The organism is Bacillus cereus group sp. BfR-BA-01347, assembly GCF_022663835.1.
Lineage (GTDB): Bacteria > Bacillota > Bacilli > Bacillales > Bacillaceae_G > Bacillus_A > Bacillus_A thuringiensis_K.
In genome coordinates, this window is record NZ_JAKUGG010000011.1 from 106,598 (window position 1) to 133,475 (window position 26,878).

Sequence of the window (26,878 nt, forward strand, 5' to 3'; positions counted from 1 at the left end):
GGGGCAACATTTGTAAAATATATTTTTAACTGGGGGTTTTGTATGATTCAAGTTCGAAATCTAGTAAAATCATTCGGTTCACTTGATGTGTTAAAAGGAATTGATTTAGAAGTAAAAGAAAAAGAAGTTGTTGTTTTAATTGGTGCCAGTGGTTCTGGTAAAAGTACATTACTTCGCTGTCTTAACTTTTTAGAAATGTACGATGAAGGCGAAATTCACTTACAAGGTGAGCGAATTGATCCAAAACATTCAAATTTAAATAAAGTCCGTGAAAATGTCGGTATGGTTTTTCAGCACTTTAACCTCTTTCCTCATATGACCTCACTAGAAAACATCATAGAAGCACCTATTCACGTAAAAAAATTAGAGAAAGCAAATGCAAAGGATATTGGAACTCAATTTCTCCAAAAAGTCGGCCTTCAGGATAAAGCGGATGTAACTCCTCATCTTCTTTCAGGTGGCCAAAAACAGCGCGTTGCCATTGCACGAGCTCTTGCAATGAACCCTAAGATTATGCTATTTGATGAGCCTACCTCAGCTTTAGACCCTGAACTTGTTGGAGAAGTATTGCAAGTTATGAAAGAACTTGCTGAAGAAGGGATGACAATGGTTATTGTTACTCATGAAATGAATTTCGCAAGAGATGTAGCTGATCGCGTCATCTTTATGGATGATGGAAAGATTGTAGAAGATGCTCCGCCAGCACAATTCTTTTCAGCTCCATCACATGAACGGGCAAAACAATTTTTACGCAACGTTTTATAATGTAACTTCTGTTTCAAACGAAAAGGAATACATTCATACGGTGCACAACTAATCATCCAAATAAAATATTTCAATAACATACTTAAAATCATCCGTATGATCAATATATAGGAGGGGTTTTATGAAAAGAAAACTATTAACCATTGTTGCGAGCATTACACTATGTACATCCTTCATACTAGGAGCTTGTAGCAAAGAAAGCTCTACTACTTCATCAAATGGTGAAAAAGAATTTCGCTATGCAATGAGTGGATTATACAAACCTTTTAATTATAAAGAAAACGACGGCAAACTTGTCGGCTTTGATATAGAAATCGGTGAAGCTCTTGCTAAAAAGATGAACATGAAGGCTACGCCAGTTACAAACCCATGGGAAACGCTAATTCAAGGTCTTCAAGCGAAGAAATATGATGTAATACTGGGTAGTATGGCAATTACAGAGGAGCGCTTAAAAGCTGTTAGTTTCTCAAATCCGTACTATCGCTCTGGCGCTCAAATTTTTGTGACTAAAAAGAATACTGCTATCTCTTCTCCAGAAGATTTAAAAGATAAGAAAATTGGTGTTGTAAAAGCTAGTACCTTTAAAAATCTTGTTGCAAAATATACAGATCAAATTACAGAATATGACAGCGACATTACTGCTCTTATGGATTTAGAGCCTGGGCGTGTTGACGCAGTAATTACGGATCAAATGGTTGGTCTACGTATGATAAAAGAAGGAAAATCGAATATAAAAGAAGCGGGAAAACCATTAAATCTTGATGAAATGGGAATTGCTATTCGCAAAGATGATAAAGAAATGGTTGAGAAAGTAAATAAAGCGTTAGATGAAATCATTAAAGATGGTACGTATGAAAAGATCAGTAAAAAATGGTTCGGGCGTAATATTCTTGGTGAAGAGGAAAAAACGAAGTAAGTTAGCCATTCAAAAGATTCATAAACAGTGCCCCACTCATTAAATGTTCATTTTATGTGGGGCATTTCATTCTCTACTAAAATCTATACAATATGAGGTGAAACGCATGTTTGAAATTTTTATCTCTACCTATCCCACACTCTTAAAGGCTACCATTGTCACATTACAATTAACATTAACCTCCCTAGTACTCGGTTCATTAATTGGATTATTATTCGCTTTCTTTCGAATCTCGAATAACAAAGTTTTAAATAGCATTGCTCATATCTATATTGCTATTATTCGTGGTACACCTTTAATCGTTCAAATCGCAATTCTCTATTTTGGCATTACATCTGTCATTGTTTTCTCCCCTTTTTGGGCAGGAGCAATCGCTTTAGCAATTCATAACGGTGCATATATTACGGAAATCTTCCGAGGATCCATTCAATCCGTCGACCGAGGACAATTGGAAGCCGCTCGCTCCTTAGGTATGCCTTATCCTTTAGCTATGCGCCGGATTATATTACCACAAGCATTTCGTCTGTCTCTTCCTCCTCTAGGAAACCAGTTTATTATTGGATTAAAAGACTCTTCACTTGTCGCTTACGTAGGACTGTCCGAATTATGGGGATCAGGTTTATCAATTGCAGCAGGTAACTTCCAACAATTAGATACTTACATAATCGTTGGTGTATACTATCTCGTACTTGTTCTTCTATTTACTTACTTTGTTAATCTTTTAGAAAAACGACTACAACAAAAAGAAACTAACTCCGTCCAAGTCCATAAAAAGAACAAAACGGAAGTTTCTTTATAAGAAAAAGCAAGCCTGAGATGGCTTGCTTTTTCATTGCAAAAATATATTAATTTTTACTGATTTACTTTTTTAATACTTTCGTCTTCCTCTATATGTTCCTCACGATATGAAATATTATGAGGATCTAGTCCATTTCCTAAAGAACCATAGAAATGCTCTCTATGCGGATCCACTAATTCACTTCCTTGATAATACACACGTGGTGTATTCCATAGCGCTGCCAAAGCTTTTGTCATCGGCATCTCATGATAGCGTTCCGGCCACATTTCTTTAATCTTCTCTTTTACTAACGGATAGTATTTAGAACTCATAGCAGGAAACAGATGGTGTTCTGTATGATATGAGAAATTGAAATGTAAAACGTCTACCCAGCGCGGCACTGTTACTGACAAACAGTTTGCTAACGGATCATTTACTGGAACAATTGGATTTAAGCGGTGATTTGTTGCGATATATGCCATTACAATAAAGTTAGCAATTAACAACGGAATGACATATGCAAATAACCATTTTCCAGGTCCCATAATAAACAATAAACTAATCCAAACTGTCCAAGGCAAAAGAAGTTGAAGCCATACAGATTTTTGATTGGATGACTTGAACTCTTTTATAAAATGAAAGAACATTCGAGTCGAATGCAATGTAAATTGAATTGTTAGTGACAGAAAACTAAAGAATGAACGTACATGTAAAGGCATACGATATACCCAACTCAAAAACTTACTCTTCTTAAGTTTCTCAAGTGTCGGCCATGCATCCGGATCATTCTCTTCATGCTGTGTATGAACATGATGCGTTGCATTATGCCACTTTCTCCAAAGCTTTGGCCCTGTTGATAATGGCATAAATGCAATCGCGCCTAAGAAGTCACGAAGCCATGCCTTTCTTACAACAGTTCCATGTAAAATTTCATGCCCTAAAAATCCAAGTGAAGCAAAACATAATCCAAGAACAATCGCAATTCCTAGATTCGCCCACACATTCAATTCAAATACACCAATCGATATTAACCCCGCCAATGCCACAAGCAAATAAGCCAGTCCACCAAATAAACGAGTAGGCACTGGTTTAAATGCTTTTTTCGGCAAATGTGGTGATACACGTGCTGCATACCACCCAAACGTATGAAGCTCCTTCATCCTTTTGCCCCTTTCTTATGCCGCGCCTTGCGCAACTTACATATATCAATTCTTGCTTCCAGATTGATTTTACTAGATGATCCAAAAAGCATCTATTATAAGGAAAATATACTCACTCTATCGTCACTTATTTTTCGCTTTTATTATCAATGAAAAACATTTCTCTTTTTACTCTCTATCAACCTTTCCACATGATGAATCATAACAATAGAATTTCTATATTGTCAACACCTTTTATGACCTAGTAATAAAAGGTGGTTATGTTTTTATAATCATACTTTATTTCACTAAAGAAAATGTATAGATTCCATAAGGTTTTATCCACTATATATAGACATTTTCTTAAACGCCATAGACTCTATCTCATTCAATAACTCTCTATGTAATCAACAAATAGAATCACTTGAATTTAGTTTTATATAAATCCTACTTCTTCATAATGCCCTACCTAATTAATTATATTAAAATAATTTATATCCTCTTTTAATAAAAATAGACTTCTTCTAAAACAACACACATGATTTTCATATAATATGGAAATATTAAAAGGAAAATTGTTCTAAAATCAGGAGGTTTCCGCAATGACAAATGATACATTTCCACAACTGCCGCTATCTTATTGGATTGAATCTACCGAGTTTCCTACTTTTCCTCGTTTATCCGAAAATATAAAAACGAAAGTTGCTATTATCGGTGCTGGTATTACAGGTATTACCACTGCCTATTTACTTGCAAAAGAAGGCATCGATGTGGTTTTAATTGATTCTGGTCGTATTTTAAACGGGACGACTGGGCATACAACAGCGAAAGTAACAGCACAACATGATCTTATTTATGATGAATTAATAAATCATTTCGGTGTAGAAAAGGCCCGGCTTTACTATGAATCAAATAATCAGGCTCTACAATTCATAAACGAAACTGTTCAAACATATAAAATCGACTGTAATTTCTCAAATGAAGATTCATATTTATATACAACTACTGATAACGGATTAAGAAATTTATCGAAAGAATATGAAGCTTATCAAAAATTAAATATACCTTGTGATTATGTTCAATCTCTATCGATTCCTATTCCAGTACAATCTGCGCTTGTAATGAAAAATCAAGCACAATTCCATCCCCTTCTTTATTTAAAAACACTTTTAGAAAAGTTTGTGGAGATGGGCGGAAAGCTCTACGAACAAACAACAGCTATGAATGTGGAAAAGGGAGATTATCCACAAATAATTACAAAAGAGGGCCATCATATCACTTGTGAATATGTCGTCTCTTGTTCACATTTTCCTTTTTATGATGCAAATAGCTTTTTCTTTACGCGAATGTACGTAGAACGCTCCTATGCTCTTGCAATAAAAGCAAAAATGGATTATCCAGGTGGCATGTATTTAAGTATTGATGATCCAAAGCGCTCCTTACGCTATATAACAAACAATGGAGAAAAATTAATTTTGATTGGCGGAGAGAGTCATAAAACAGGGCAAGGAATAAATACGATGCTTCATTATGAAGCACTCTATTCTTTTGCTGAAGCAACTTTTGGAATAGACGAAGTTCCTTATAGATGGTCAGCACAAGATTTAATCACTCTAGATAAGCTTCCTTATATCGGACATATTAACGAAAGAAATCCAAATATATTTGTTGCAACTGGATATCGCAAATGGGGAATGACAACTGGAACTGCTGCCGCTCACCTACTGAAGGACTCCATCCTAAAAGTCCACAGTCCCTATAAAGAACTGTATGCACCATCACGCTTCCATGCAAATCCAGATATAAAAACGTTCCTCTCCCAGAACATTGATGTTGCGAAACATTTAATTGAAGGAAAGATTGAAAATGCATTACGTAAACCAGAAGATCTCGAAGTTGGTGAAGGATCTGTCGTACATGTTAACGGTAAACGGGCAGGTGCTTATAAGGACAAAGAAGGAAAATTACATATCGTCGATACAACTTGTACACATCTCGGCTGCGAAGTTGAATGGAATAATGGTGATTGTACTTGGGATTGTCCTTGTCACGGTTCCCGCTTTTCAATTGAGGGAGACGTTATTGAAGGTCCAGCAGATCAACCGTTAAAACGAGTTGATAATGAGTAAACCAATAAAGAAGTTCAACAGGTTTCCTGTTGAACTTCTTTATTGATTATAAAACCTTTTCAGATAAATTTCGACACAGGGAGGAAAATATTAACATAAAATAAAATAATATATTCATCTACAAATAAAAGGGGGGGAATACTATGCAACCTTCAGCTCCACCTCATCTAGAATCTACAGAAACTATCTTTTCAAGCTCTATTACAAAACTTGTTGTTTTTATTTGTTGGCTAGCCATTCTAGCTGATGGATATGATTTAGGTATTTACGGTGCCGTTCTTCCAAAGCTCCTAGAAGACAAAAGCTGGGCACTTTCACCAGCTTACGCTGGCACAATTGCAAGCTATGCTTTATTTGGGATGTTTATTGGTGCTATTCTAGTTGGAACTATTACAGATCTAATTGGACGAAAATGGACGCTTATATGCTGTTTAGCGCTTTTTTCTATCACAATGGGACTAGCTGCACTTGCTCCTTCTCCCGAATTATTTGGTTTATCTCGATTTATTGGAGGAATCGGATTAGGCGGTGTTATTCCAACAGCTTCAGCACTTACTGTTGAATATTCACCAAAAAAACGACAATCTTTTATTTATGCTCTTATGTTTACTGGCTATCCTTTAGGTATCGTGTTAGGCGCTATTTTGTCTATGTTTATGTTAGAAAGTTTCGGATGGAGAACTATGTTTGGCATCGGAATGATTCCACTACTCCTCATTCCTTTCATTATTCGTTATTTACCTGAATCCATTCAATTTTTATTATCACGTAATCGCCAAAAAGAAGTGGACCAAATCCTTAATCGTTTTCAAATTGTATTCTATGCGAAAAATGAAACTTATCAAACTCCGTCTAATATACGAAAGAAAAATGGATTTCTTACTTTATTCTCAAAAGAATACATAAAAGCAACGCTACTTTTTTGGATCACTTATATAATGGGAATGTTTTTAATATACGGTTTAAATACTTGGTTACCTCAGATGATGCGACAGGCAGGATACCCTCTTGGATCTAGTTTATCATTTCTACTTATGCTAAATATTACTGCCGCTATCGGTGCATTATTTGCTGGAGCAATCGCGGATCGTATAGGAGCTAAAATCGTTATTAGCATCTCCTATCTTATGGCAGCTATATGTATTGGACTATTAACAATTAAACCATCTGTTACAATCATTTATCTTTTAATTGGTCTTGCTGGAATTGGATCAGTCGGTATTACTCAAATATTAAATGCATATGTAACCCAATACTTCCCATCACATATCCGAGCTACTTCCTTAGGCTGGGGACTTGGACTTGGCCGAGTTGGTGCAATTGCTGGCCCTATTCTCGTCGGTATTATTATGACAATGCAATATGACTTATCATGGAATTTTTACTTATTCTCCTTTGCAGGTCTTATCGCAGCTATATCTGTTTTCTTTATTCCTACAAAATAAAAAGAGCACAAACTTACTTGTGCTCTTTTTCATATGCTTCAAACAGCATGTCTCGAAATAGTTTATTTAAAATCTCAATATCGATCCCTAACCCCTTTTCAACACCTTTCACGTATTGCCCATAGTAATGAATTTGTTCTTCTAAAAATTGATTCAACACCTTAATTTTCAATCCAACATCTAATTCAGTACCTGCTTTTTTCTTTATTAACAACTTTTCAATTTCATCTAATACGCTACGTTCTAATGATAATTCTGTAATCAATCGGTCAAATTCTACAGGTGGTAAAGTTGCTTTCTCTTCTAGCCACTTACAAGCTAAAATAGGACGTAATACATAAAAGTACTTTTTCAGCTTTACATTCTCACCTTGCAAAAATTCACGATAATTTTTCGAAGCCATATGTAAATAATGATATATCGTTGCTTTTGGATCAAAATTCTTCTCACTCATCTGTTGAAGTAGTTCTGGAAAATTAGAGTTTTTCGAATAAAAAATTGGTGATCGAATCCACTCAAGTAAAGCTGGGTTCGACTTCGCGAATAGTTGCAACGCCTTTCTAATATCCCAACCACTTATATCTAAATCATCACTAATTGGATATTCAATTACATCTCGTTTGTCATGAATTGATAAATACCATTCTACCGGATGTATATAAACAAACCTAACATCATAATCGCTATCTTTCGATGGAAACCCCCAAGCACGACTCCCTGATTCCACCGCAAATAAAATTTTCACATCATTCTCTTTTTCAATTCTTTCTAACTCCAACTCGATTTTCTCTCTCATTTCATAACATCTCCATTTTTTGATTATTTCCTTGGAAATTCGACAATACACTATCAATTTTACTACATACTAAAAAAACTGTCAGAAATTACTGACAGCCCAATGAAACTTCTATTATTGCTTTTCGATTACAGTAGCAGCAATTCGTTCAAACTCTTTTTGAATCTCCTCTTTATATGCATCTACTACTGAAAAATCCATAGCAGCAATATAAATTCGTTCTAATTTATCACGAACCGATTTTGCTTTTGCTAAGAAAGACATCGCCTCATTCATTTTTGCTTTATATTGAATGGAAACATCACGAATTTCCTTCGCATATTTCTCATCCGTCCCTGGGGTAACAATAAGGGCATACATATCAATAATTTCATCACCCTCGCGACTTGGAAAATATTCATGTGGTGCAGTGCTATCAAAAATTGCAAAGCCTAATTCTCTTACGATAACCATATCAAGACTATTCGGATCAAATCCGCAATGATATACTTCAACTTCAAACCCTTTTTCTTCAGCTGCCCTAGCTAACTTTTTGAGCATCGTTGATTTTCCAGAGCCTGGGCGCCCTTTTATAAAATAACGATATGGTAACCCTTCTGTTAAATTAGGAACAAAATCAACTGCTCCTTTCGGTGTAGCAGCTCCTAAAAAACGATGTTTTACAAGCGATTGTCTCCCGCTTTTATCTGCAAATAATTTCTGGATTAGCTGATCGGTTAATTCATTTGCTTTATTAAAATCTATATTATCAATATATATCTTCTCCCACTCATCATGTATAAGCAATGCCTCTTTAAAACATGCGTAAGCAGACTGAAAAGCTTTGCTTGCTTCTGAAACAAATCTTTCAATTTCTAACTTCTGCTTCCTTAGTTTATCTGAATCCCAAGCAATTCCTAAATTTATATACTCTTCAACAACTCCTGGCATTTTGGGCTCAATTACATGTGGTGATGTCCCATCAACAATTCCTACTTTTAATTTTGGGATAATTACACCATCAACCGATTTATTGTCAGAAGAACAATGTAAAAATTCAATATCATATCCTTTTTCAACCCATCCACGACCGATTGCCTTTATTAAAGAAGATTTCCCCGTTCCTGGACCACCCTTTAAGATAAATAATCTGTCTAACCCTTTTAAATTCTCTTCATATAAATTATGAAATCCCCTAGCTGTATTACCACCAGCATAATAATTCAATACATTTCCTGTCACTGCACTCACTCCTTCGCAGCATTCTATTTACATAAGCTACAATATGCGCGTAGCTTTATTTGGGTGAATACCTATTTTGTATTGCACGCAAAAAGGAAATGAATTACAATTTAACTATCGGAAAATTCCGGTTTTAAAATTAAATACTTCTTTATCAAGAGAGGCAGAGGGACCGGCCCTTTGAAGCCCAGCAACCTCAGTTTATACAAACTGAATAGGTGCTAATTCCTGCAAAATGCATTGCATTTTGGAAGATAAAATTCAACTAGCATGTAAAGCTCACCTTTCTTGATATTGAAGGGTGAGCTTTTTATTATTTGAAAAACATATATTGGAGGTATGTAAAATGAAAGTAATTGATTTATCGCAAACATTTGAAAATAATATGTCTCAATTTCCTGGAACACCTAAAATACAACTAGAAGCTGTTACAAGTGTTGAAGAATCAGGCTATCAAGTTACAGATTTTCATTCTGTCGTTCATGTTGGCACGCATTGTGATGCTCCTGCGCATTTTATTTCAGGCGCAACGACTATCGATCAATTACCCCTAAATCAATTTGTAGGCGAAGCGATTCTTATTGATGTAACTCATGTACAAGAACGAAAACTACCTAAAGAAGTACTGCACGATGCTGATATAAGAGAAGGAGATATTGTTATTTTCCATTCCAATCTATCTACTAAATGGAATACAGAGGCGTATGAGAAAGAAGCTTTTTATCTTTCTGAAGAATTAGCCGAGGAACTAGTACAATTAAAAGTAAAATCTGTCGGTTTAGATTTTATTTCTCCTGATGAGGTAACGACAGAAACATCACCAATTCATCACATACTACTTGGGAATAATATTTATTTAATCGAAAACTTAACAAACTTAGATGCCATTCACACGAAACGTTTCTTCTTCTCAGCAGCACCTTTAAAAATTAAAGATAGCGACGGTGCTTTCGCAAGAGCATTCGCTGTAATTTTTTAAACAAACTATACAAAAAAGCAAAGATCATCATTGACCTTTGCTTCTATTTTTTTTATTTAAATTAAGAAAGAATTGCTCAACATGGGGACGTAACCAAGCTAAATAATCCTTCTCTTTCTTCTTTGTACAAGCTATTTCTTCCCCATCTACCATTTCAACAAGTTCTAGTTCTAACAGTTGCTTCGTGAATGCTAACATATTCACTTCTTCGGATGGATACTCTTCTTTTAATTTCTCCTCAATTTCCCCCAATAAAAAACCGTCACGCATCATTGCCAATGCATCAATCCAAAGTGGCGGCATTTCATATTTTTCTCCTGTAATTGTATCTTTTACAATATAATTCTTTTGCTCTTTTCGAAATTGAATCGTGTGTAAACATACAGTCGAATTTAATGTTAATTCCATCATACCACCTCTTTCATAATATCTGCATAGAAAAAAGGATGCGCGTGCACCCCTTCTTATCTTTTCATAACACTACTGAACCGCTACATGAGCAATCAATCTCATGTCGATATTTTCCTCCATTATAAACGAAGTATTTTATAAAAAAAACCCTTCTTGAAACATTTTATAAAATGTTTATATTTACACAACAAGAACACTTTTCTGAAAAATCTTTTCTCCCAATACATTAAACGGTCGGCAGAAAAATTTCTACTTTTGTTCCTACTCCTATACTACTTTGGATTGTGATACTCCCTTGATGTTCCTTAATAATTTTATATGTAATCATTAATCCAAGTCCTGTACCAGTTTCCTTTGTTGTGTAAAACGCCTTGCCGATTTTTTCTAACTTCTCATTCTCTATACCAAATCCTTGGTCTTCAACAGAAATACACAAATATCCTTGCGTTTTTTGATATGCACGGATATGGATTTCTCCACCCTCTGGCATTGATTCTATTCCATTTTTAATGATATTTAATAACACTTGTTTTAATTGCTTATCATTACCGTTTATAGTTGGTAAATTCCCATCTACTTGTAAATAACATTTAACTCTATATTGCATTGCATAACTTTCCATTAGATGCACAACATATAGAAGGATGTCTCGTATATTACACCTTTCATAATTTGTTGGCTTTGGTTTTCCTAACAACATTAATTCACTAACAAATCCATTGACTCTTTCAATTTCTTGTAGCATAATGTCGTAGCTCATCGTATCAGTTGGATTTCTTTCTTTTTGCATTTGCGTAAATCCTTTTAACGCTGTTAACGGATTTCGAATTTCATGGGCAATTGTTGTAGACATAGTCCCAATCACAGCTAAATTTTCCGTCTCTTTCATATTGTTCATCATTTCAACCACTGTTCTTACATAAGATTGAAATCGTTTTAATAAAGAATGTGAAATAATGAAATAAAATACACATAAAACAAGTGGAATTATCACTTTTAAATCTTGTAATAGCAATGTGAAAAATACGTACTTTCCAATTACACTAAAGGACACTAAATAAAAGTATTTTTTATTCACGAAAACTGGGGCAAATAAAATTAATAACATTTCTACCATACTGCCATGTTCAAAAGGTCTATCCGTTCGCAAATAAATCATTAAATTATTAACAAGATTGATAAACATGTACCCAAATAAAAATAAATATTTTACAGAATATACATATCCTCTTTTTTGAAGATATATAGAAATAGGTAATAATGCCATTACAAATATAGGCACACCTATCCCAAGACTACCTTCTGGCCAACCTACCGCTGTTCCACTAATATTCATAGCAGGATATACAAAATAATATATAGCGTCATATAAAAAGAATATAATATAGAATAATAATATAAATACCTTTAAGGCTCTTCTTTCTTCATAAATCAAGCTCTTGTATTTATTCATATAAAAACTCCCCTTGATCGATACAAAAAACTTTCATTGTTATTCTCCTTAAAGTATAAGTATGAAATTGCTTTCAGGGCAATATTTAACCTTATAATACTAAAAGGAAGGAGATCTCTCCTTCCTTATAATACTAAAAGGAAGGAGATCTCTCCTTCCTTTTAGTAACAACTTACATCCATCTTACCCTGTCATGTAACAATCCATCCGTAAAATTATTATGCCCCATTACAAAATCCTTCATATATAAATTTAAATACTCACCGTACTTACTTTCTGTATTTAATAACAACTCCTCGACGTAATAAGCACCTTGTTCAAATTGATCTAAAAGTAAACTGGACAGGCCCGCATAAATCCCGCACCCTACCTGAAAATACGTTGCATTCGTTTTATATTTACGAAAAACTTTGCTACTATTCATCACATTATACATATATGTCTCACTATTTTCATAAACGAGTAACACACCCACCAAGTCCTCTCCAGCAACCTCTTCTTCCGCTGGATTAAACACTTTACGATTCCAGTTCCATAAATCTTCTACTTGATCTAAGTTCTGTCTAATTATATTTGTTGTATACTCATTAATTCGGTAAAGAAAACCAACTTCCATATTAAAGTTTTTCCCTAAAATTAATACTTCCTCATGTGGCATTAAACAACCATAGAATTCTTTTTCTCCTAACTTCACTTTATACTCTGAAGAATATACATCTTCATAAAAGTAAAGAGGACGATGATGACTCATATACATCGGATAACTCCAGATCGCTTCATCTAAAAATCGCTCTACTGCCCATGAAGCATAAAGTGTATGTGGCTTTATAAGTGCTGTATCATTCAAAAATGATGTGTCATGTTCTACAATATAACATGCTCTTGGCCTTTCATTTGGTCGTTCCTTCATAAGCTCAACAACCATCCATTGAACAACACCTGGATTCATACCTGAACCTATAATCGCTTTTGTATTTGTAAATTTCTCTTTCTCCTTCTCAAACCTTGTATATCTTTCCGTAAGCTGAAAGCCGATTAAGCTGTCGTCCTGATCTACTGCTTCATTTTCCAAGGCTGAATTAATATAGCAAATTCCTAATTCATTACAGCAGCTTAATACTCTAATTGTATCTGCCCCTGAAACATCAATCACAACACTCGTACTTTTTTCTTTTAAATGTTCTTTAAATTCCACTACATTTTGAAGGTTTATCTCATATAAATATAATTGACCTTTCAAATTCGAAAACAACTCATCATAATAAGTCCTATCTTTTTGTTTTATATCCACCAAATGAAATTTGGCATTCTTTAATACTTCATAAATTGGATCTTTTTCATTTGCTATCGCTTGATTTAAAATTGCTAAAACTGCTTTTGCTGCTCCACCAGCACTACCAAGTAATGTAATCGATAACGGATTTAGAAACTGCTCCACCAACAAAACTCCTTTAATAAATTAGTTGAGCAGCTCCTTCTCAAAAAATAAATTGAATACATAAAAAGATAGCTCGTACACATTTCTTTATAAATTAGTACAAAATTTTTTTAAAAAATCACACCATAATATATTTATATTCAATTCATTTTTCCCCTCATATTCAAATCGAGCTAAACAAATAGGCTCGACCTTTTCTTCTGCATATAAAAGAAAAAGCCAGCCCTTTCAACTAGCTTACGGACAATGGACAGATTTTACATGTTGAATATTTACATACATTTTCGCATCACGTGCTTTTAATATTTCAATATGCCCTTCATCAATCTTCGCCATCTTTCCGATCTTATTAGATTCCTCACCTAAATCGAACACCATGATTTTGCCAGACATTTTAATAAGTTGTTCTTCAAACGTTCGAGCTAACGTAATATTTAACGGATTTACGGGGAGTTCATTTTTATTGAGGTCATACGGCACTTGGTTTTCTTTATACGGAATTAACCATTTTAAATGTTTTAAAGATATATATACCGTTTTATAAACCGGACTATAAAAAACAATATAATCATTCATCACACTTGTAACATAACCATGTATTGGAGCACTTCCTGCTACATAAACTTCTGTAAAAATTCCTTTAGAAGTACTTAATACTTTTCTCAAAGAAATGGAAGGGGATTCTCTCTTAATTACAGAATCAACATCTGGTTTTAATATTTCTTCGTCATATGGTCTTAAAAATTTATAGTATTGTACATGATATAAAGATATATATACATAGTCTTGTCCATTGTAAAGAACAATGATATCATTTCCTACATCTATTAATACACCTTTAAACCTTTTTTCACCGATTAATTTAACATATATATTTTCTCCAATACTTTTGTTTAACTCATTCATCTATATCCTCCTTCCTATGAATTTCTTCTTACCTGTCTTCCATTTCTAAAAAAATAATCAGGGCAAAGTTCTGTTTTAATAGTAAGTAATTCCTTTTCATACTATCGAAATAAGAAATTGTTCTTCTCTTTCCCTCATAATGCCCCTCTTATTTATTAAACATTATTCATCTTCATTCTTTTTACATTTAACTACTTGGCTCACACTCTTAATATGAGACTTAATTACATAAATAACTTCATCACAGTTTACTAGTGTAATACAGTCATGGTGTACCTCACTTAATAAACCTTCCACACACTCTGGACCGCCACGATTAATTTTTACCCACTTATACTTCAAGTCTTTTAATATATCTAAAAAAGTATCCTCATCAGAGCAGAAACATGAACTATAGCAATCGCCACATTTACTTTCCTTCACTTTCTTAACTAGACTCTTCACATGTTTTAACTGGTAATACACTAATTCACCATGAGGTAATTGTAACGTTAGATAATCTTTGCCTAACGATACGAGCTCACCTACTCGACTTTCTGGTCCACGAAGGTTTACTTTTACAGTCTCACCAACTAAACATTTAATTTGGTCACAGCATAATACGTTCTCCAATTTTGTATCCCCCTTTCTTATTATCTTCCTCTACTTGATTGTCTTTGGGCACGAGCGCGACCTGAATTATTGCTACTACTTTCTTTACTGCTACTATCGTCGCTCTCATCGCTCTCTCCGCATGCTAATGCATTATAGTTAACGCTTTTAATATGCTTTATTGCAATTAATATAACTTCTTCTTTTGCAATTACTGTCACAAAGTCACAAGAAACATCTTGTAAAATGCCTTCCACTTTCTCTGGACCACCGCGATTAATTTTCACCCAGCAATATTTGAAAGTTTGCAGTAGTGCTTCAAAGTCTTCTGCACATTCGCAATCTTCCCATTCGCAATCACTTGATCCACAGTCTTTCGCATTTTTTGTAATACTTTTTAGATGACTAAGTTGATAGTAATACAGTTCACCTTTTTCATTCTGCAATACGAAGTAGTCCGGACATACTGATATTATTGTTCCTTTTTGAGATTCTGGACCACCCCTGTTTACTCTCACAAAAGATCCAATTAAGTCTTTCAAAAAATCACAATGAAATATACTCACGAGAAAACCCCTTCCATTAATTTATAAGCTTTTGCACTGATAGTATATGTATCTGTACAGGTTACGTTCTCTATGTTTGTCCTAGCTAGAAAAAAATATGCTTTTAACATGGTAGACTACTACCTATCAAAATTTGAAGAAAGGCTAACAACTCCTTATATTTTTGATATCTTCAAACAAAAAATCCCTTATGAAGATACATTTCTGCATATCTTCATAAGGGATTTCCCATAGTTTAATCTTCGTCTTTAACATCCATATCTTCTGGAATTGGTTCGTTCAATATTTCTTCCACTAATTGCTTATATTTCTCCATTTGTTCTAAATGTGTATTAAATTGTTCTTTATTTACTAAATATTGCTCTCCATCGAATAGCGCACGAATTTTCTTTTGCTGAATTAACTCTTCAATATACGATTTTGGTAAATTCAAATACTCCGCAGTCTCTTCTACTGTTATATACAATGCGTTCATTCCTTTATTATTTTTTCATCTATACTGTATCTTACTTTATTTTTGTAAACAAATAAAAAAGATTTTGTAAATGCAGTTCAAAAAGCAGGTAGATGCATTCCATATATTGTATAGTATTATATAGTAAGAATTTTTTAAATATAGAATGGTATTACCCATTTACACAAAGGAGAGTTAACATATGGCTACTCGTCACATCATTACAATGTTAGAAAAAACACTACAAGTTGAAACAGAAAACACAATTTCTCATTTGAATGTATCTTTATCTGATCGTTTTCTTTCTCAAAGCACAGCAATACATGAAAACAATTGTTATCATACAATTGGTGAATGGTACAAAAATCATTTCTTATTCCAACAAGATGATTTCCTTTGGGCTAAATATGCTTTCTATGACGCATATTGTGAAGCCATCAAAAAACAAGGTCATCTTACAAAACGTGTTCGCCAAATATTAGAATCATTAGCTCGAATGCATGGAAAACAGTATATTGCTTCTATACTAAATATGCCATTTCCTAATGAACGCGCTAAAGGGACAGCGTAATTTAGCCATGTTCTGCGTAAGCAAAACATAGCTAAATTGTTTTCTAGGATGCTTTACCAATAAAATGTTCATATGATATGAACTGATGAAACCGGTGTCATTATAATGATTGAAAATATAGTAAACAGGAAATCCCCCACGTACATCTCTCATCCATTTGAATAGAGAAGTATGTGGGGGTATACTTGTTCCTTATTATTTCATCATCTGCTTAATCAGTTCGCGATTTCTCTTCTTAAATACTTCATTATGAGAAGAAACCATTCCGTACTCACTTGCATCTGGTTGGATAAATTGCTTTGCTTTATTCACAGCATTTCCAGCATCTTGGAATGCACCTGCAATTAAGTGTAGTTTCCCTTCGTGCTTTAAAATATCTCCAGCAGCATATAATCCATCTACTGAAGACTCACTATTTGCATTACCTGCAATATAATAATTATCTATAATTGCAACGTCTAACTCACTATTTTCCAATAATGTAATGTCGCGTTCATATCCATGATTAATAATAACTTCATCAATAGGTAAATGAGAAATCTCACCTGTTTCATGATTTGTTAATTCTACATATTCGATCGCTTCATGATTATCACCAGCAATTAATTTTGTAATCGATGTATTAAAGAAACACTCCGCTGAGCTATTCATAAGTTGTTTTACTTGTGCTTCATGACCAGATAATTCTTCTTTTCTATACGTTACATACACTTTTTTCGCAATTGGTTCCAATTCATTTGCCCAATCAACAGCAGAATTGCCTCCACCGGAAATAATAACTGTTTTACCTTTGAAACGCTTTAAAGATTTAACTGTATAATTTAAATTCGATACTTCAAATCGCTCAGCACCTTCAATAGATAACTTTTGCGGTTTCAATATACCACTTCCTGTTGCGACGATAACTGTTTTTGAAAAGTGTTCTTCCCCAGTACTTGTTTTTAATGTAAAAGTACCATCTTGATTACGAATAATTGATTCCACTTTTGTATCTAATACAACTTCTGGCTTAAATGTTAACCCTTGCTGTACAAGTTGTTCAATTAACTTATCACCTGTAACTGGCAATAGTCCTCCTACATCCCAAATCATTTTTTCCGGATACACATGTATTTTTCCACCTAAATGTGGTTGAAATTCTATTATTTTCGTTCTCATTTCTCTGAGTCCACTATAAAAAGCTGAATAAAGCCCTGCAGGTCCTCCACCTATCACGGTTACATCAAACAATTCTTCTCGATTCATTCGTGCTCACTCCTCAGCTACTAATCATTGATTATCATTCTCAATAAAATATAACCTGTTTCCGCAAAATTTACAATCAAAATTACTATTGACAATACACCTATATAAAATTATATTATTTAAAGAATCAATAGTGATAATCATTATCATTTTGTTAATAATTAGCAAATTTGAGATTACATCTTCTTTCATTAATATGGTTAATACTATATTATAAAATCTCATATTCAAGATTTTTAATAAATTATTTTGCTTTACCACTACTCTTTCAAAAAGATTACAGTTAAACAAATTATTGTATACACATATCATCTATGTTAAAGGAGAAAGACGATGAAAAAGTTATTTATTTCACTAACAGTTCTTTTCGTTCTTGTTATGAGCGCTTGTAGCAATAGCTCTACAGACAAAAAGAACGATGCAAAAGGTAGTAAATCAGAAAAAATTACATACCAATCTGAAAATGGTAAAGTAGAAGTTCCTGCAAATCCAAAACGCGTTGTTGTATTATCATCATTCGCTGGTAACGTAATGTCATTAGGTGTAAATCTTGTTGGGGTAGATTCATGGTCTAAACAAAACCCACGTTTTGATAGCAAACTTAAAGATGTTGCTGAAGTATCAGATGAAAATGTTGAAAAAATCGCTGAACTAAATCCAGATTTAATCATCGGTTTATCAAATATTAAAAATGTCGATAAGTTAAAGAAAATCGCTCCTACTGTAACATACACTTACGGAAAAGTTGATTACTTAACACAGCATTTAGAAATCGGTAAGTTATTAAACAAAGAAAAAGAAGCAAAAACTTGGGTTGATGACTTCAAGAAACGTGCACAAGAAGCTGGTAAAGAAATTAAAGCAAAAATCGGTGAAGATGCTACAGTTTCTGTTGTAGAAAACTTCAACAAACAGCTTTATGTATACGGCGAGAACTGGGGCCGCGGAACAGAAATTCTGTACCAAGAAATGAAATTAAAAATGCCTGAAAAAGTAAAAGAAAAAGCATTAAAAGAAGGTTATTACGCATTATCTACTGAGGTATTACCTGAATTTGCTGGTGATTACTTAATCGTAAGTAAAAATAAAGATACTGATAACTCATTCCAAGAGACAGAATCATATAAAAACATCCCAGCAGTAAAAAATAATCGCGTATATGAAGCAAACATGATGGAATTCTATTTCAATGATCCACTTACATTAGATTTCCAACTAGACTTCTTCAAGAAGAACTTTCTTGGTAAATAATACAAACATGAGGAATTCTTAATTTAAGAATTCCTCTTCCTTTATTCTATGAACAGAAAAGATGTGAAACGAATGACAAAAGATCATGAAAATCCACGTTCTATAGCTTTTACATACAAACTAATTTTAAGCTTAATTGCATTCTTTCTTATTTTTATCGTTGCAATGGTATTAGGTGCTGCAGATACTTCGATAAAAGATGTATGGTTAGCACTCACTTCCTCCGCTAAAGGAGACAAAATATCTATTATTCGAGAAATACGTTTACCACGTGAAGTTGCTGCTATTTTTGTAGGAGCTGGATTAGCCGTTTCTGGAGCAATTATGCAAGGATTAACACGAAATCCACTTGCAGATCCTGGATTATTAGGGCTATCTGGTGGAGCGAATGCTGCGCTTGCACTGACACTTGCTTTCAACCCTTCCATCAGCTATCTTTACTTAACATTAGCTTGCTTTATCGGTGCTGCAATTGGCGCAATTATGGTATTTGGAATTGGTATGGTAAAAAAAGGCGGCCTTTCTCCTCTTCGAATTGTATTAGCGGGCGCTGCAGTTTCCGCATTTCTACTTGCAATTTCAGAAGGAATCGGCATTTACTTTAAAATTTCACAAGATGTATCACTTTGGACTGCTGGGGGCGTAATTGGAACAACTTGGAGCCAATTAAAAATTATTATTCCAGTCATTTCAATTAGTATCTTTATCGCTATCTTACTAGCAAAAAAATTGACAGTTCTTAGTTTCAGTGAGGAAGTGGCTATTGGACTAGGTCAAAAAATTATTGTTATTAAAACTATTTTATTTATCATTATTATCTTACTTGCAGGTGCATCTGTAGCACTTGTTGGAAATATGGCATTTATCGGCTTAATGGTACCTCACATGGTACGCCCAATTGTCGGTCCAGATTACCGATTTGTTATACCAATGTCAGCAATTGCTGGAGCTTCCTTTATGCTACTTGCAGATACAATCGGACGTACTATTAACTCTCCATACGAAACACCAGTTGCGGCAATTGTCGCGATTGTAGGGTTACCATTCTTCCTATTCATTGTACGTAAAGGGGGAAAAACATTCTCATGATGCAATCTATTTTAAGAAAACAGCGTCTTATTATACTCGCTTTACTTATAATAATCATCACAACCATTGTAGTTGGAATGGGGCTTGGTTCAGCATCTTTATCTTATGATCGACTACTCCCAACCTTAATGGGGAAAGGGACTTTTAAAGAGGAGTTCGTTTTATACTCTTTAAGACTACCTAGAATCGTCATTACATTATTAGCTGGTATGGCTCTCGCTTTATCAGGGGCTATATTCCAAGGAATTACTCGAAATGATTTAGCTGAACCTGGTATTCTCGGAATCAACTCTGGGGCCGGTGTTGCTGTTGCTATTTTCTTTTTATACTTTCCAATAGATGTAGGTTCATTTCTTTACTTACTACCTGTAGTTGGATTTATCGGAGCATTTCTGACAGCTGTTCTAATTTACGTATTTTCATATAGTAAGTCAACTGGACTTCAGCCAATCCGATTAACATTAACCGGTATCGGTTTTGCATTTGCACTATCTGGAACGATGATTGTCCTTATCTCATCCGCAGATCGTATGAAAGTAGACTTTATTTCAAAATGGATTGCCGGAAATATTTGGGGAGATGACTGGATCTTTGTTTTAGCAATGCTCCCATGGTTAATCGTATTCATTCCATTTATTTTCTATAAAGCAAATCGATTAAACATTTTAGCATTAAACGAACCAGTCGCAATAGGCGTTGGAATTGAAATTGAAAAAGAACGCAGGTACTTATTAGTTGCAGCCGTTGCACTTGCAGCTGCAGCTGTTTCCGTAACAGGAGGAATTAGCTTTATCGGATTAATGGCTCCTCATATCGCGAAATCTTTAGTAGGTCCAAGACATCAAATCTTCATGCCTATCGCCCTTTTAATCGGCGGATGGCTATTATTATTAGCAGATACAATTGGACGAAATATCGTTGATCCTAATGGCATTCCAGCAGGTATTGTCGTTGCTTTAATTGGGGCTCCTTACTTTATGTATTTGTTGCTTAAGAAGGCGTAAAAAACACCCTCAAGATCTTTTCTTGAGGGTGTTTTCGTTTCATTCTACTGCTGCCCATACCCTTCAAACTTCTTCGCCAAATTCTCCATCTCATCTTCTGGCAATAGCTTCGGTTCTCCAACGCTTTTGGTTTGATAATAAATTTGAGCACAAAACTCAATCTCTTCTGCAACAGTAAACGCCATTTTTATATTATTTGCACCAGCAATTAAACCGTGATTTGCAAGTAGCACAGCACGACGATCAATCATGCCTTCAAAAGCAGCATCCGCTAATTGCTTCGTACCAAATGTTTCATACGGCGCACAGCGGACATTCGGACCTGCAAAAGCAATTAAATATGACACAGCAGGAAGCTCCCATCCTAATGACGCAATCGTCTTTGCGTAAGGAGAATGTGTATGCACAAGTGCATTTATATCTTCACGCTTCCTATAGTAAATAAGGTGCATATCTAATTCACTTGATGGTTTTCTCTCTCCTTCTACTACTTCACCATCTAGGTTTAATATAACTACATCTTCAGGCTTTGTTTCATAATACTCTAAACCACTTGGGCTAATCGCAACAAGACCTTGTTCACGATTGAAAATACTAATATTACCGCCTGTCCCCTTTGTTAAACCGCTAGAAATCATTTTCTTTCCGTATGCTACAATTTCTTCTCTTTCTTTTTGTAATAACATATACATCCCCCTAAGTATGAAGCTTATGATGACTGACTTTGTATCTATCTACTTACTAAAATAGCTTTTTTAAGTTTTCCGTAAATGGTGCCTTGACAATCCCTTTTTCTGTAATAATCGCTGTTACATTTTCATGTGGCGTAACATCAAATGCTGGATTATATACTTTACTTTCTTTCGGAGCAGAATATTGTCCGAAGCGATTAATCACTTCAGAACCATCTCTTTCCTCGATTGGGATTTCTTTTCCTGTCGGTGTTTTTAAATCAATTGTTGGTGTTGGTGCTGCTACATAAAACGGAATGTTGTAGTATTTCGCTAAAATAGATACGCCTAATGTGCCAATTTTATTTGCTACATCACCATTTGCTGCCACACGGTCGCATCCAACAATTACCGCATCAATCTTCCCTTGTGACATGACCATAGCTGCCATATTGTCCGTAATAACAGTAACATCAATGCCCGCTCGCTGCAGTTCTAATGCTGTTAACGTTGAACCTTGTAACCTAGGACGAGTTTCATCTGAATAGATTTTTAAGTCCCATCCTTTTTCTTTCGCTAAGTACATTGGAGCTGTCGCAGTACCATACTTAGTCGTCGCTAACGCACCAGCATTACAATGTGTTAATACTCCCATTCCATCATGGAATAACGTTAATGCATGTTCCCCGATTTGACGGTTAATTTCCTCATCTTCTCTATGAATTTCTTTTGCCTCTTCTAGTAATCTATCTTTCAACTGAGCAATTGATAAATGTAAGTTCTCCGCCGCGATTGCCTCCATTCTTTCAAGTGCCCAAAATAGATTTACTGCTGTCGGCCTTGATGTTGCCAAATATGCACACACCTTTTTGACTTCTGCTATAAAGTCTTCTATCGTACTTTGAGTAACCTCCTTAGCACCTAAATACACACCATACGCTGCCGAAACACCAATCGCTGGCGCTCCTCTTACTTTCATTACTTGAATGGCATCCCACACGCTTTCAGCTGTCTTGAAAGATTCATAGACAACCTCATTCGGTAATAATGTTTGATCTAACAAAACTAAAGAATCATCTTTCCACTGAATGGGTATTAATTGCTCTTCCATCATCTTCTCCCCTTACTTCGCGTAGTGCATTGACTGTTCTTTTAATGTTTCTACAAAACTTGTGCCCGTTCTATATTGATTCGCTCGTAAAATAAAACTCTTTGCTACTTGAAGACAAATTCGCTCCGCTCTAGCACGTGCTTCCTCATTCTCAATACAAGTAATATCTTTTACTTTCGCTAATCCAACAATACGGCGGATTAATTCCAGACCTGTCACTGCAGCTGTATCCTCTAATACAGATTGTAAATAGACTTCGTTAAAGCCTTCTTCTTTCGCCATAATCTCGGTCACATGAATATCCCAAGCATCTAAAAACTTCTTCTTAAATAAATCAATTACCTCTACCATCGTAGTTTGTAACCAATCCATATACGTATCTTTCTCAGCTCCAGATGGCATCGTTGCATCTGCATTCACCCAAGCAAACATTAAATTCGCCATTACATTCCCAACGTCATATCCCATAGGTCCATAAAAAGCAAACTCAGGATCAATAACCTTTGTAGAATCCTCTCTTACAAAAACAGAACCAGTATGTAAATCACCATGAATAAGCGCCTGTGCATTTGTCATAAAAGAAAATTTACGTTTCGCTACTTCCATACGAAGCTCTTTATCACTATAAATATGCTCCCTAATCCATCCTTCATTTAACGGAAACAGCTCATTACGCTTATTATGATTTGTAAATGGCTCAGCGTATACGAGGTCTTCTGTAATCTCACATAATTCAGGATTTATATAATTCTTCACAAGTTCCTTCTTCTCTTTATGATTCATTACAACATCCGATGTTAATAAAAGTGTATTTACCATAAAAGTAGTTAAGTCGTCAGCAAGCCGCGGAAATATTTGATGATTTATAAGTGCTGTACGTAATATTGTATGATCCGATAAATCTTCCATTACGCAACAATTCATCACACTATCAAATAAATACACCTTAGGAACAAGTCCAGGTGCTAACTCATCCTCTAACTGCAAAACATCTGATTCTATACGAATACGATTTGTCGACAACTTAAACTCATCTGAAATGCGCGCTGTATCCCCAGCTTGCTTTACGATGACAGACATGTTCTCTTTTTCATCCCAAACGCGGAACACATAATTTAAATTGCCATCACCTATTTCTTTACACTGTAACCCCTTTGCATGTTCAAACTTAGATAATTTCTCTTTCACATATGCAATCACATCGTTAGCTTCCATTAAAAAATACTTCGTGAACTTAGACATGGTTTCCCCTCCACACTAACTGTAAGCGTTTTCTAAAAGCTATAAAAAATAATAGGTTGAATTTTTTCATCCTATAAATATGTATTCTTCTTTTTGAAAGTTATATCTAGATTTTATTATATCTTGTTAGCACTTTGAGTCAATGTTTCTAACTATCATCGTAATATACTTCCTAATTATATATTTGAGATGACAAAAATTGTTCAAAAAATTTCCGATTCATTTTATTTTATTTATCACAAAATTCTTTGTAAAATAGAAGTAAGCAGTTCCTTTTCAAAACCACAACCTCTAAGAAATATTTCCTTCCTAAGAAATTAAACTTACACACTATCTCTAACATACACACTACTCTTTCAAACAATCATTGAAAATTTATAAACTTAAAGTTACCTTTCCACTCCCTGTTAGTCTTAATTGAGAATAAATATTAATTAAATTGGTATAAAGTTGGTTTATTCTCTTGACAAAATAACCACTTCTATATGATAATTAATATCGAATTAGAATTATTATAGTTAATTAAAAAATATATTTTATGAGCACACTATTTTTTGATGCTCAAAACCAACATTTAGGAGGAATTTTAACATGTTATTAATCGGCACAGAAGTAAAACCGTTTAAAGCTAATGCTTACCATAATGGAGAATTTATCCAAGTTACTGACGAAAGTTTAAAAGGAAAATGGAGTGTAGTTTGTTTCTACCCAGCTGACTTCACATTCGTTTGCCCAACTGAACTTGAAGACTTACAAAACCAATACGCAACTCTAAAAGACTTAGGCGTTGAAGTATACTCTGTATCTACAGACACTCACTTCACTCACAAAGCATGGCATGATAGCTCAGAAACTATCGGCAAAATCGAGTACATCATGATTGGTGACCCAACTCGCACAATCACTACAAACTTCAACGTTTTAATGGAAGAAGAAGGTCTTGCTGCTCGTGGTACATTCATCATCGATCCAGACGGCGTTATCCAATCTATGGAAATCAATGCTGACGGTATCGGCCGTGACGCAAGCATTCTTGTTAACAAAATTAAAGCTGCTCAATACGTACGTAACAACCCAGGTGAAGTTTGCCCAGCTAAATGGCAAGAGGGTTCTGCAACACTTAAACCAAGCCTTGACCTTGTAGGCAAAATCTAAGGAGTTCGATCAAAATGATACTAGATGCAGATATAAAAACACAACTATCCCAATACCTTCAGTTAATGGAGAACGATATTTTACTTAAAGTAAGCGCAGGAGATGATAACGTATCTAAAGATATGTTAGCTCTAGTAGACGAATTAGCTACTATGTCATCTAAGATTACAGTAGAAAAAGTTGAATTAGAGAGAACACCAAGCTTTAGCGTAAACCGCACTGATGAAGACACTGGTGTCGTATTCGCTGGTATTCCATTAGGACACGAATTTACATCACTAGTGTTAGCTTTACTACAAGTAAGTGGACGCGCTCCAAAGATTGAACAAAAATTAATCGATCAAATTAAAAACATTCAAGGCGAATATCATTTTGAATCTTATATCAGCCTAAGTTGTCATAACTGTCCTGATGTTGTACAAGCTCTTAACGTAATGAGCGTTCTTAACTCTAGTATTACACATACTATGATTGATGGCGCTGCATTCAAAGAGGAAGTAGAAAGTAAAGACATCATGGCAGTACCAACTGTTTACCTAAACGGCGAATCTTTCGGAAGCGGTCGTATGACACTTGAAGAAATTTTAGCGAAAATGGGTAACGGTCCAGATGCATCAGAGCTTTCTGATAAAGATCCATACGATGTTCTTGTTGTTGGTGGCGGCCCTGCTGGTGCAAGTGCAGCAATTTACGCAGCACGTAAAGGCATCCGCACTGGTATCGTTGCTGAGCGCTTCGGTGGTCAAGTAATGGATACTATGGGCATTGAGAACTTCATCAGCGTAAAAAAGACTGAAGGTCCTAAGCTAGTAGCAAGCCTTGAAGAGCACGTAAAAGAATACGACATCGATGTAATGAATCTACAACGTGCGAAACGTTTAGAGAAAAAAGAACTTATTGAAGTGGAACTTGAAAACGGTGCTATTCTGAAAAGTAAGAGCGTAATCGTTTCTACAGGTGCTCGCTGGCGTAATGTTGGCGTACCAGGTGAAGCTGAGTTCAAAAATAAAGGTGTAGCATACTGCCCACACTGTGACGGTCCATTATTCACTGGCAAAGACGTAGCAGTTATCGGCGGTGGTAACTCTGGTATTGAAGCAGCTATCGACTTAGCAGGTATCGTTAAGCACGTAACTGTTCTTGAATTCATGCCAGAATTAAAAGCTGATGCTGTATTACAAGAGCGTCTTAACAGCTTACCAAACGTAACTGTTCTGAAAAACGTTCAAACGAAAGAAATCACTGGTACTGATAAAGTAAACGGTATTTCTTACATCGATCGTGAAACTGAAGAAGTTCATCACGTTGAATTACAAGGTGTATTCGTACAAATCGGTCTTGTGCCAAACACAGACTGGTTAGGCGAAACAGTTGAACGCGTTCGCGGTGAAATCGTAACAGACAAGCACGGTGCTACAAACGTACCAGGAGTGTTTGCTGCAGGTGACTGTACAAATAATCCGTACAAACAAATTATCATCTCTATGGGTTCAGGTGCAAACGCAGCTTTAGGTGCATTTGATTACTTAATCCGTAACTAATAAAAAACAGG

The 26,878-nt window shown here is 34.9% G+C and carries 26 protein-coding genes and 1 riboswitch; of the genes, 12 read left to right on the forward strand and 14 right to left on the reverse strand.

The annotated features are described in order from the left end of the window. Positions 1 to 42: 42 nt before the first annotated feature. From MR143_RS17195 to MR143_RS17205, 3 genes are all read left to right on the forward strand, one after another. Complete coding sequence (locus MR143_RS17195; protein ID WP_000616922.1) at positions 43 to 765, forward strand: amino acid ABC transporter ATP-binding protein; 723 nt, start codon at positions 43 to 45, stop codon at positions 763 to 765. A gap of 121 nt (positions 766 to 886) precedes the next feature. Next, a complete protein-coding gene (locus MR143_RS17200) occupies positions 887 to 1,681 on the forward strand; it encodes an ABC transporter substrate-binding protein (protein ID WP_000823749.1) in 795 nt (264 codons plus the stop codon). A gap of 43 nt (positions 1,682 to 1,724) precedes the next feature. After that, positions 1,725 to 2,480, forward strand: coding sequence for an amino acid ABC transporter permease (locus MR143_RS17205; protein ID WP_157407037.1), 756 nt, complete (start codon positions 1,725 to 1,727; stop codon positions 2,478 to 2,480). A gap of 53 nt (positions 2,481 to 2,533) precedes the next feature. Here the strand turns inward: MR143_RS17205 and desB are convergent, their stop codons facing one another. Then, positions 2,534 to 3,619, reverse strand: a complete 1,086-nt coding sequence (gene desB, locus MR143_RS17210; protein ID WP_000661223.1) for a Delta(10) desaturase DesB — start codon at positions 3,617 to 3,619, stop codon at positions 2,534 to 2,536. 581 nt (positions 3,620 to 4,200) lie between these two features. Between desB and MR143_RS17215 the strand changes: the two genes are divergently transcribed. Together MR143_RS17215 and MR143_RS17220 are read left to right on the forward strand one after the other, a co-directional pair. Then, positions 4,201 to 5,727: an FAD-dependent oxidoreductase gene (locus tag MR143_RS17215; protein ID WP_000180403.1), complete on the forward strand. Its 1,527-nt coding sequence runs from the start codon at positions 4,201 to 4,203 to the stop codon at positions 5,725 to 5,727. Positions 5,728 to 5,870: 143 nt separating this feature from the next. Further along, positions 5,871 to 7,172: an MFS transporter gene (locus MR143_RS17220; RefSeq protein ID WP_001183098.1), complete on the forward strand. Its 1,302-nt coding sequence runs from the start codon at positions 5,871 to 5,873 to the stop codon at positions 7,170 to 7,172. 13 nt (positions 7,173 to 7,185) lie between these two features. Here the strand turns inward: MR143_RS17220 and MR143_RS17225 are convergent, their stop codons facing one another. After that, entirely contained in the window at positions 7,186 to 7,968 is a 783-nt protein-coding gene (locus MR143_RS17225; RefSeq protein WP_001208239.1) for a nucleotidyltransferase domain-containing protein, read from the reverse strand. Between the two features lie 114 nt (positions 7,969 to 8,082). After that, positions 8,083 to 9,189 carry a PRK06851 family protein gene (locus tag MR143_RS17230; protein WP_000147490.1) on the reverse strand — a complete coding sequence of 369 codons (1,107 nt, stop codon included), beginning with the start codon at positions 9,187 to 9,189 and terminating at the stop codon, positions 8,083 to 8,085. A gap of 148 nt (positions 9,190 to 9,337) precedes the next feature. Continuing rightward, positions 9,338 to 9,450, forward strand: a riboswitch (SAM riboswitch). An 85-nt stretch (positions 9,451 to 9,535) separates the two neighbouring features. Between MR143_RS17230 and MR143_RS17235 the strand changes: the two genes are divergently transcribed. Then, on the forward strand, positions 9,536 to 10,168 hold the full coding sequence (locus MR143_RS17235) for a cyclase family protein (RefSeq protein ID WP_000862984.1): 633 nt from the start codon (positions 9,536 to 9,538) through the stop codon (positions 10,166 to 10,168). A gap of 27 nt (positions 10,169 to 10,195) precedes the next feature. Here the strand turns inward: MR143_RS17235 and MR143_RS17240 are convergent, their stop codons facing one another. The 7 genes from MR143_RS17240 to MR143_RS17270 form a co-directional block, all read right to left on the reverse strand. Further along, positions 10,196 to 10,576: a hypothetical protein gene (locus MR143_RS17240; RefSeq protein WP_000424114.1), complete on the reverse strand. Its 381-nt coding sequence runs from the start codon at positions 10,574 to 10,576 to the stop codon at positions 10,196 to 10,198. A gap of 229 nt (positions 10,577 to 10,805) precedes the next feature. Then, complete coding sequence (locus tag MR143_RS17245; protein ID WP_001046111.1) at positions 10,806 to 12,032, reverse strand: ATP-binding protein; 1,227 nt, start codon at positions 12,030 to 12,032, stop codon at positions 10,806 to 10,808. 172 nt (positions 12,033 to 12,204) lie between these two features. Continuing rightward, a complete protein-coding gene (locus MR143_RS17250; protein ID WP_000434668.1) occupies positions 12,205 to 13,470 on the reverse strand; it encodes a hypothetical protein in 1,266 nt (421 codons plus the stop codon). Positions 13,471 to 13,707: 237 nt separating this feature from the next. After that, positions 13,708 to 14,376 (reverse strand): LSm family protein, encoded by a 669-nt coding sequence (locus MR143_RS17255; RefSeq protein ID WP_001004269.1) that lies wholly within the window; start codon positions 14,374 to 14,376, stop codon positions 13,708 to 13,710. 162 nt (positions 14,377 to 14,538) lie between these two features. Next, positions 14,539 to 14,988 carry a PI-PLC domain-containing protein gene (locus tag MR143_RS17260; protein WP_000432506.1) on the reverse strand — a complete coding sequence of 150 codons (450 nt, stop codon included), beginning with the start codon at positions 14,986 to 14,988 and terminating at the stop codon, positions 14,539 to 14,541. Between the two features lie 20 nt (positions 14,989 to 15,008). Next, positions 15,009 to 15,533 carry a hypothetical protein gene (locus MR143_RS17265; protein WP_000021529.1) on the reverse strand — a complete coding sequence of 175 codons (525 nt, stop codon included), beginning with the start codon at positions 15,531 to 15,533 and terminating at the stop codon, positions 15,009 to 15,011. A 235-nt stretch (positions 15,534 to 15,768) separates the two neighbouring features. Then, the gene (locus tag MR143_RS17270) at positions 15,769 to 16,008 is read right to left on the reverse strand and encodes a helix-turn-helix domain-containing protein (protein ID WP_001998970.1); all 240 of its coding nucleotides are present in this window, start codon (positions 16,006 to 16,008) and stop codon (positions 15,769 to 15,771) included. Between the two features lie 181 nt (positions 16,009 to 16,189). Here MR143_RS17270 and MR143_RS17275 point away from each other — a divergent pair, with 181 nt between their 5' ends. Beyond that, the gene (locus MR143_RS17275) at positions 16,190 to 16,558 is read left to right on the forward strand and encodes a hypothetical protein (RefSeq protein WP_000235475.1); all 369 of its coding nucleotides are present in this window, start codon (positions 16,190 to 16,192) and stop codon (positions 16,556 to 16,558) included. Positions 16,559 to 16,753: 195 nt separating this feature from the next. Here the strand turns inward: MR143_RS17275 and MR143_RS17280 are convergent, their stop codons facing one another. Continuing rightward, on the reverse strand, positions 16,754 to 17,803 hold the full coding sequence (locus tag MR143_RS17280) for an NAD(P)/FAD-dependent oxidoreductase (protein WP_001078297.1): 1,050 nt from the start codon (positions 17,801 to 17,803) through the stop codon (positions 16,754 to 16,756). 333 nt (positions 17,804 to 18,136) lie between these two features. On the opposite strand from MR143_RS17280, the gene MR143_RS17285 reads away from it, so the two are divergent. From MR143_RS17285 to MR143_RS17295, 3 genes are read left to right on the forward strand one after another with little or no spacing between them, the layout of a single operon-like run. Continuing rightward, entirely contained in the window at positions 18,137 to 19,054 is a 918-nt protein-coding gene (locus tag MR143_RS17285; protein ID WP_000732595.1) for an iron-hydroxamate ABC transporter substrate-binding protein, read from the forward strand. Positions 19,055 to 19,102: 48 nt separating this feature from the next. Next, positions 19,103 to 20,143, forward strand: coding sequence for a FecCD family ABC transporter permease (locus MR143_RS17290; protein WP_002181855.1), 1,041 nt, complete (start codon positions 19,103 to 19,105; stop codon positions 20,141 to 20,143). Next, complete coding sequence (locus MR143_RS17295) at positions 20,140 to 21,147, forward strand: FecCD family ABC transporter permease (protein WP_000983739.1); 1,008 nt, start codon at positions 20,140 to 20,142, stop codon at positions 21,145 to 21,147. Before MR143_RS17290 ends, MR143_RS17295 begins: the two co-directional genes overlap by 4 nt. 44 nt (positions 21,148 to 21,191) lie before the next feature. Here MR143_RS17295 and MR143_RS17300 read toward each other — a convergent pair whose 3' ends face one another. Genes MR143_RS17300 through mtnK form a run of 3 tightly spaced genes read right to left on the reverse strand, consistent with a single transcriptional unit; the run spans position 21,192 to position 24,171 of the window. Beyond that, a complete protein-coding gene (locus MR143_RS17300) occupies positions 21,192 to 21,833 on the reverse strand; it encodes an L-fuculose-phosphate aldolase (RefSeq protein ID WP_000926555.1) in 642 nt (213 codons plus the stop codon). 55 nt (positions 21,834 to 21,888) lie between these two features. Beyond that, positions 21,889 to 22,929 (reverse strand): S-methyl-5-thioribose-1-phosphate isomerase, encoded by a 1,041-nt coding sequence (mtnA, locus tag MR143_RS17305; protein ID WP_000392498.1) that lies wholly within the window; start codon positions 22,927 to 22,929, stop codon positions 21,889 to 21,891. A 12-nt stretch (positions 22,930 to 22,941) separates the two neighbouring features. Next, positions 22,942 to 24,171: an S-methyl-5-thioribose kinase gene (gene mtnK, locus MR143_RS17310; protein WP_046945091.1), complete on the reverse strand. Its 1,230-nt coding sequence runs from the start codon at positions 24,169 to 24,171 to the stop codon at positions 22,942 to 22,944. A 591-nt stretch (positions 24,172 to 24,762) separates the two neighbouring features. Between mtnK and ahpC the strand changes: the two genes are divergently transcribed. Both ahpC and ahpF read left to right on the forward strand, forming a co-directional pair. After that, a complete protein-coding gene (gene ahpC / locus MR143_RS17315) occupies positions 24,763 to 25,326 on the forward strand; it encodes an alkyl hydroperoxide reductase subunit C (RefSeq protein ID WP_000924420.1) in 564 nt (187 codons plus the stop codon). A 14-nt stretch (positions 25,327 to 25,340) separates the two neighbouring features. Next, positions 25,341 to 26,867 carry an alkyl hydroperoxide reductase subunit F gene (gene ahpF / locus MR143_RS17320; protein ID WP_000599510.1) on the forward strand — a complete coding sequence of 509 codons (1,527 nt, stop codon included), beginning with the start codon at positions 25,341 to 25,343 and terminating at the stop codon, positions 26,865 to 26,867. Positions 26,868 to 26,878: the final 11 nt, after the last annotated feature.

Coding starts and splice junctions, on each gene's coding strand:
- MR143_RS17195 (WP_000616922.1), top strand. CDS start 43: ATGATTCAAGTTCGAAATCTAGTAAAATCATTCGGTTCACTTGATGTG.
- MR143_RS17200 (WP_000823749.1), top strand. CDS start 887: ATGAAAAGAAAACTATTAACCATTGTTGCGAGCATTACACTATGTACA.
- MR143_RS17205 (WP_157407037.1), top strand. CDS start 1,725: ATGTTCATTTTATGTGGGGCATTTCATTCTCTACTAAAATCTATACAA.
- desB (WP_000661223.1), bottom strand. CDS start 3,619: ATGAAGGAGCTTCATACGTTTGGGTGGTATGCAGCACGTGTATCACCA.
- MR143_RS17215 (WP_000180403.1), top strand. CDS start 4,201: ATGACAAATGATACATTTCCACAACTGCCGCTATCTTATTGGATTGAA.
- MR143_RS17220 (WP_001183098.1), top strand. CDS start 5,871: ATGCAACCTTCAGCTCCACCTCATCTAGAATCTACAGAAACTATCTTT.
- MR143_RS17225 (WP_001208239.1), bottom strand. CDS start 7,968: ATGAGAGAGAAAATCGAGTTGGAGTTAGAAAGAATTGAAAAAGAGAAT.
- MR143_RS17235 (WP_000862984.1), top strand. CDS start 9,536: ATGAAAGTAATTGATTTATCGCAAACATTTGAAAATAATATGTCTCAA.
- MR143_RS17240 (WP_000424114.1), bottom strand. CDS start 10,576: ATGGAATTAACATTAAATTCGACTGTATGTTTACACACGATTCAATTT.
- MR143_RS17245 (WP_001046111.1), bottom strand. CDS start 12,032: ATGAATAAATACAAGAGCTTGATTTATGAAGAAAGAAGAGCCTTAAAG.
- MR143_RS17255 (WP_001004269.1), bottom strand. CDS start 14,376: ATGAATGAGTTAAACAAAAGTATTGGAGAAAATATATATGTTAAATTA.
- MR143_RS17270 (WP_001998970.1), bottom strand. CDS start 16,008: ATGAACGCATTGTATATAACAGTAGAAGAGACTGCGGAGTATTTGAAT.
- MR143_RS17275 (WP_000235475.1), top strand. CDS start 16,190: ATGGCTACTCGTCACATCATTACAATGTTAGAAAAAACACTACAAGTT.
- MR143_RS17280 (WP_001078297.1), bottom strand. CDS start 17,803: ATGAATCGAGAAGAATTGTTTGATGTAACCGTGATAGGTGGAGGACCT.
- MR143_RS17285 (WP_000732595.1), top strand. CDS start 18,137: ATGAAAAAGTTATTTATTTCACTAACAGTTCTTTTCGTTCTTGTTATG.
- MR143_RS17290 (WP_002181855.1), top strand. CDS start 19,103: ATGAACAGAAAAGATGTGAAACGAATGACAAAAGATCATGAAAATCCA.
- MR143_RS17295 (WP_000983739.1), top strand. CDS start 20,140: ATGATGCAATCTATTTTAAGAAAACAGCGTCTTATTATACTCGCTTTA.
- MR143_RS17300 (WP_000926555.1), bottom strand. CDS start 21,833: ATGTTATTACAAAAAGAAAGAGAAGAAATTGTAGCATACGGAAAGAAA.
- mtnA (WP_000392498.1), bottom strand. CDS start 22,929: ATGGAAGAGCAATTAATACCCATTCAGTGGAAAGATGATTCTTTAGTT.
- mtnK (WP_046945091.1), bottom strand. CDS start 24,171: ATGTCTAAGTTCACGAAGTATTTTTTAATGGAAGCTAACGATGTGATT.
- ahpC (WP_000924420.1), top strand. CDS start 24,763: ATGTTATTAATCGGCACAGAAGTAAAACCGTTTAAAGCTAATGCTTAC.
- ahpF (WP_000599510.1), top strand. CDS start 25,341: ATGATACTAGATGCAGATATAAAAACACAACTATCCCAATACCTTCAG.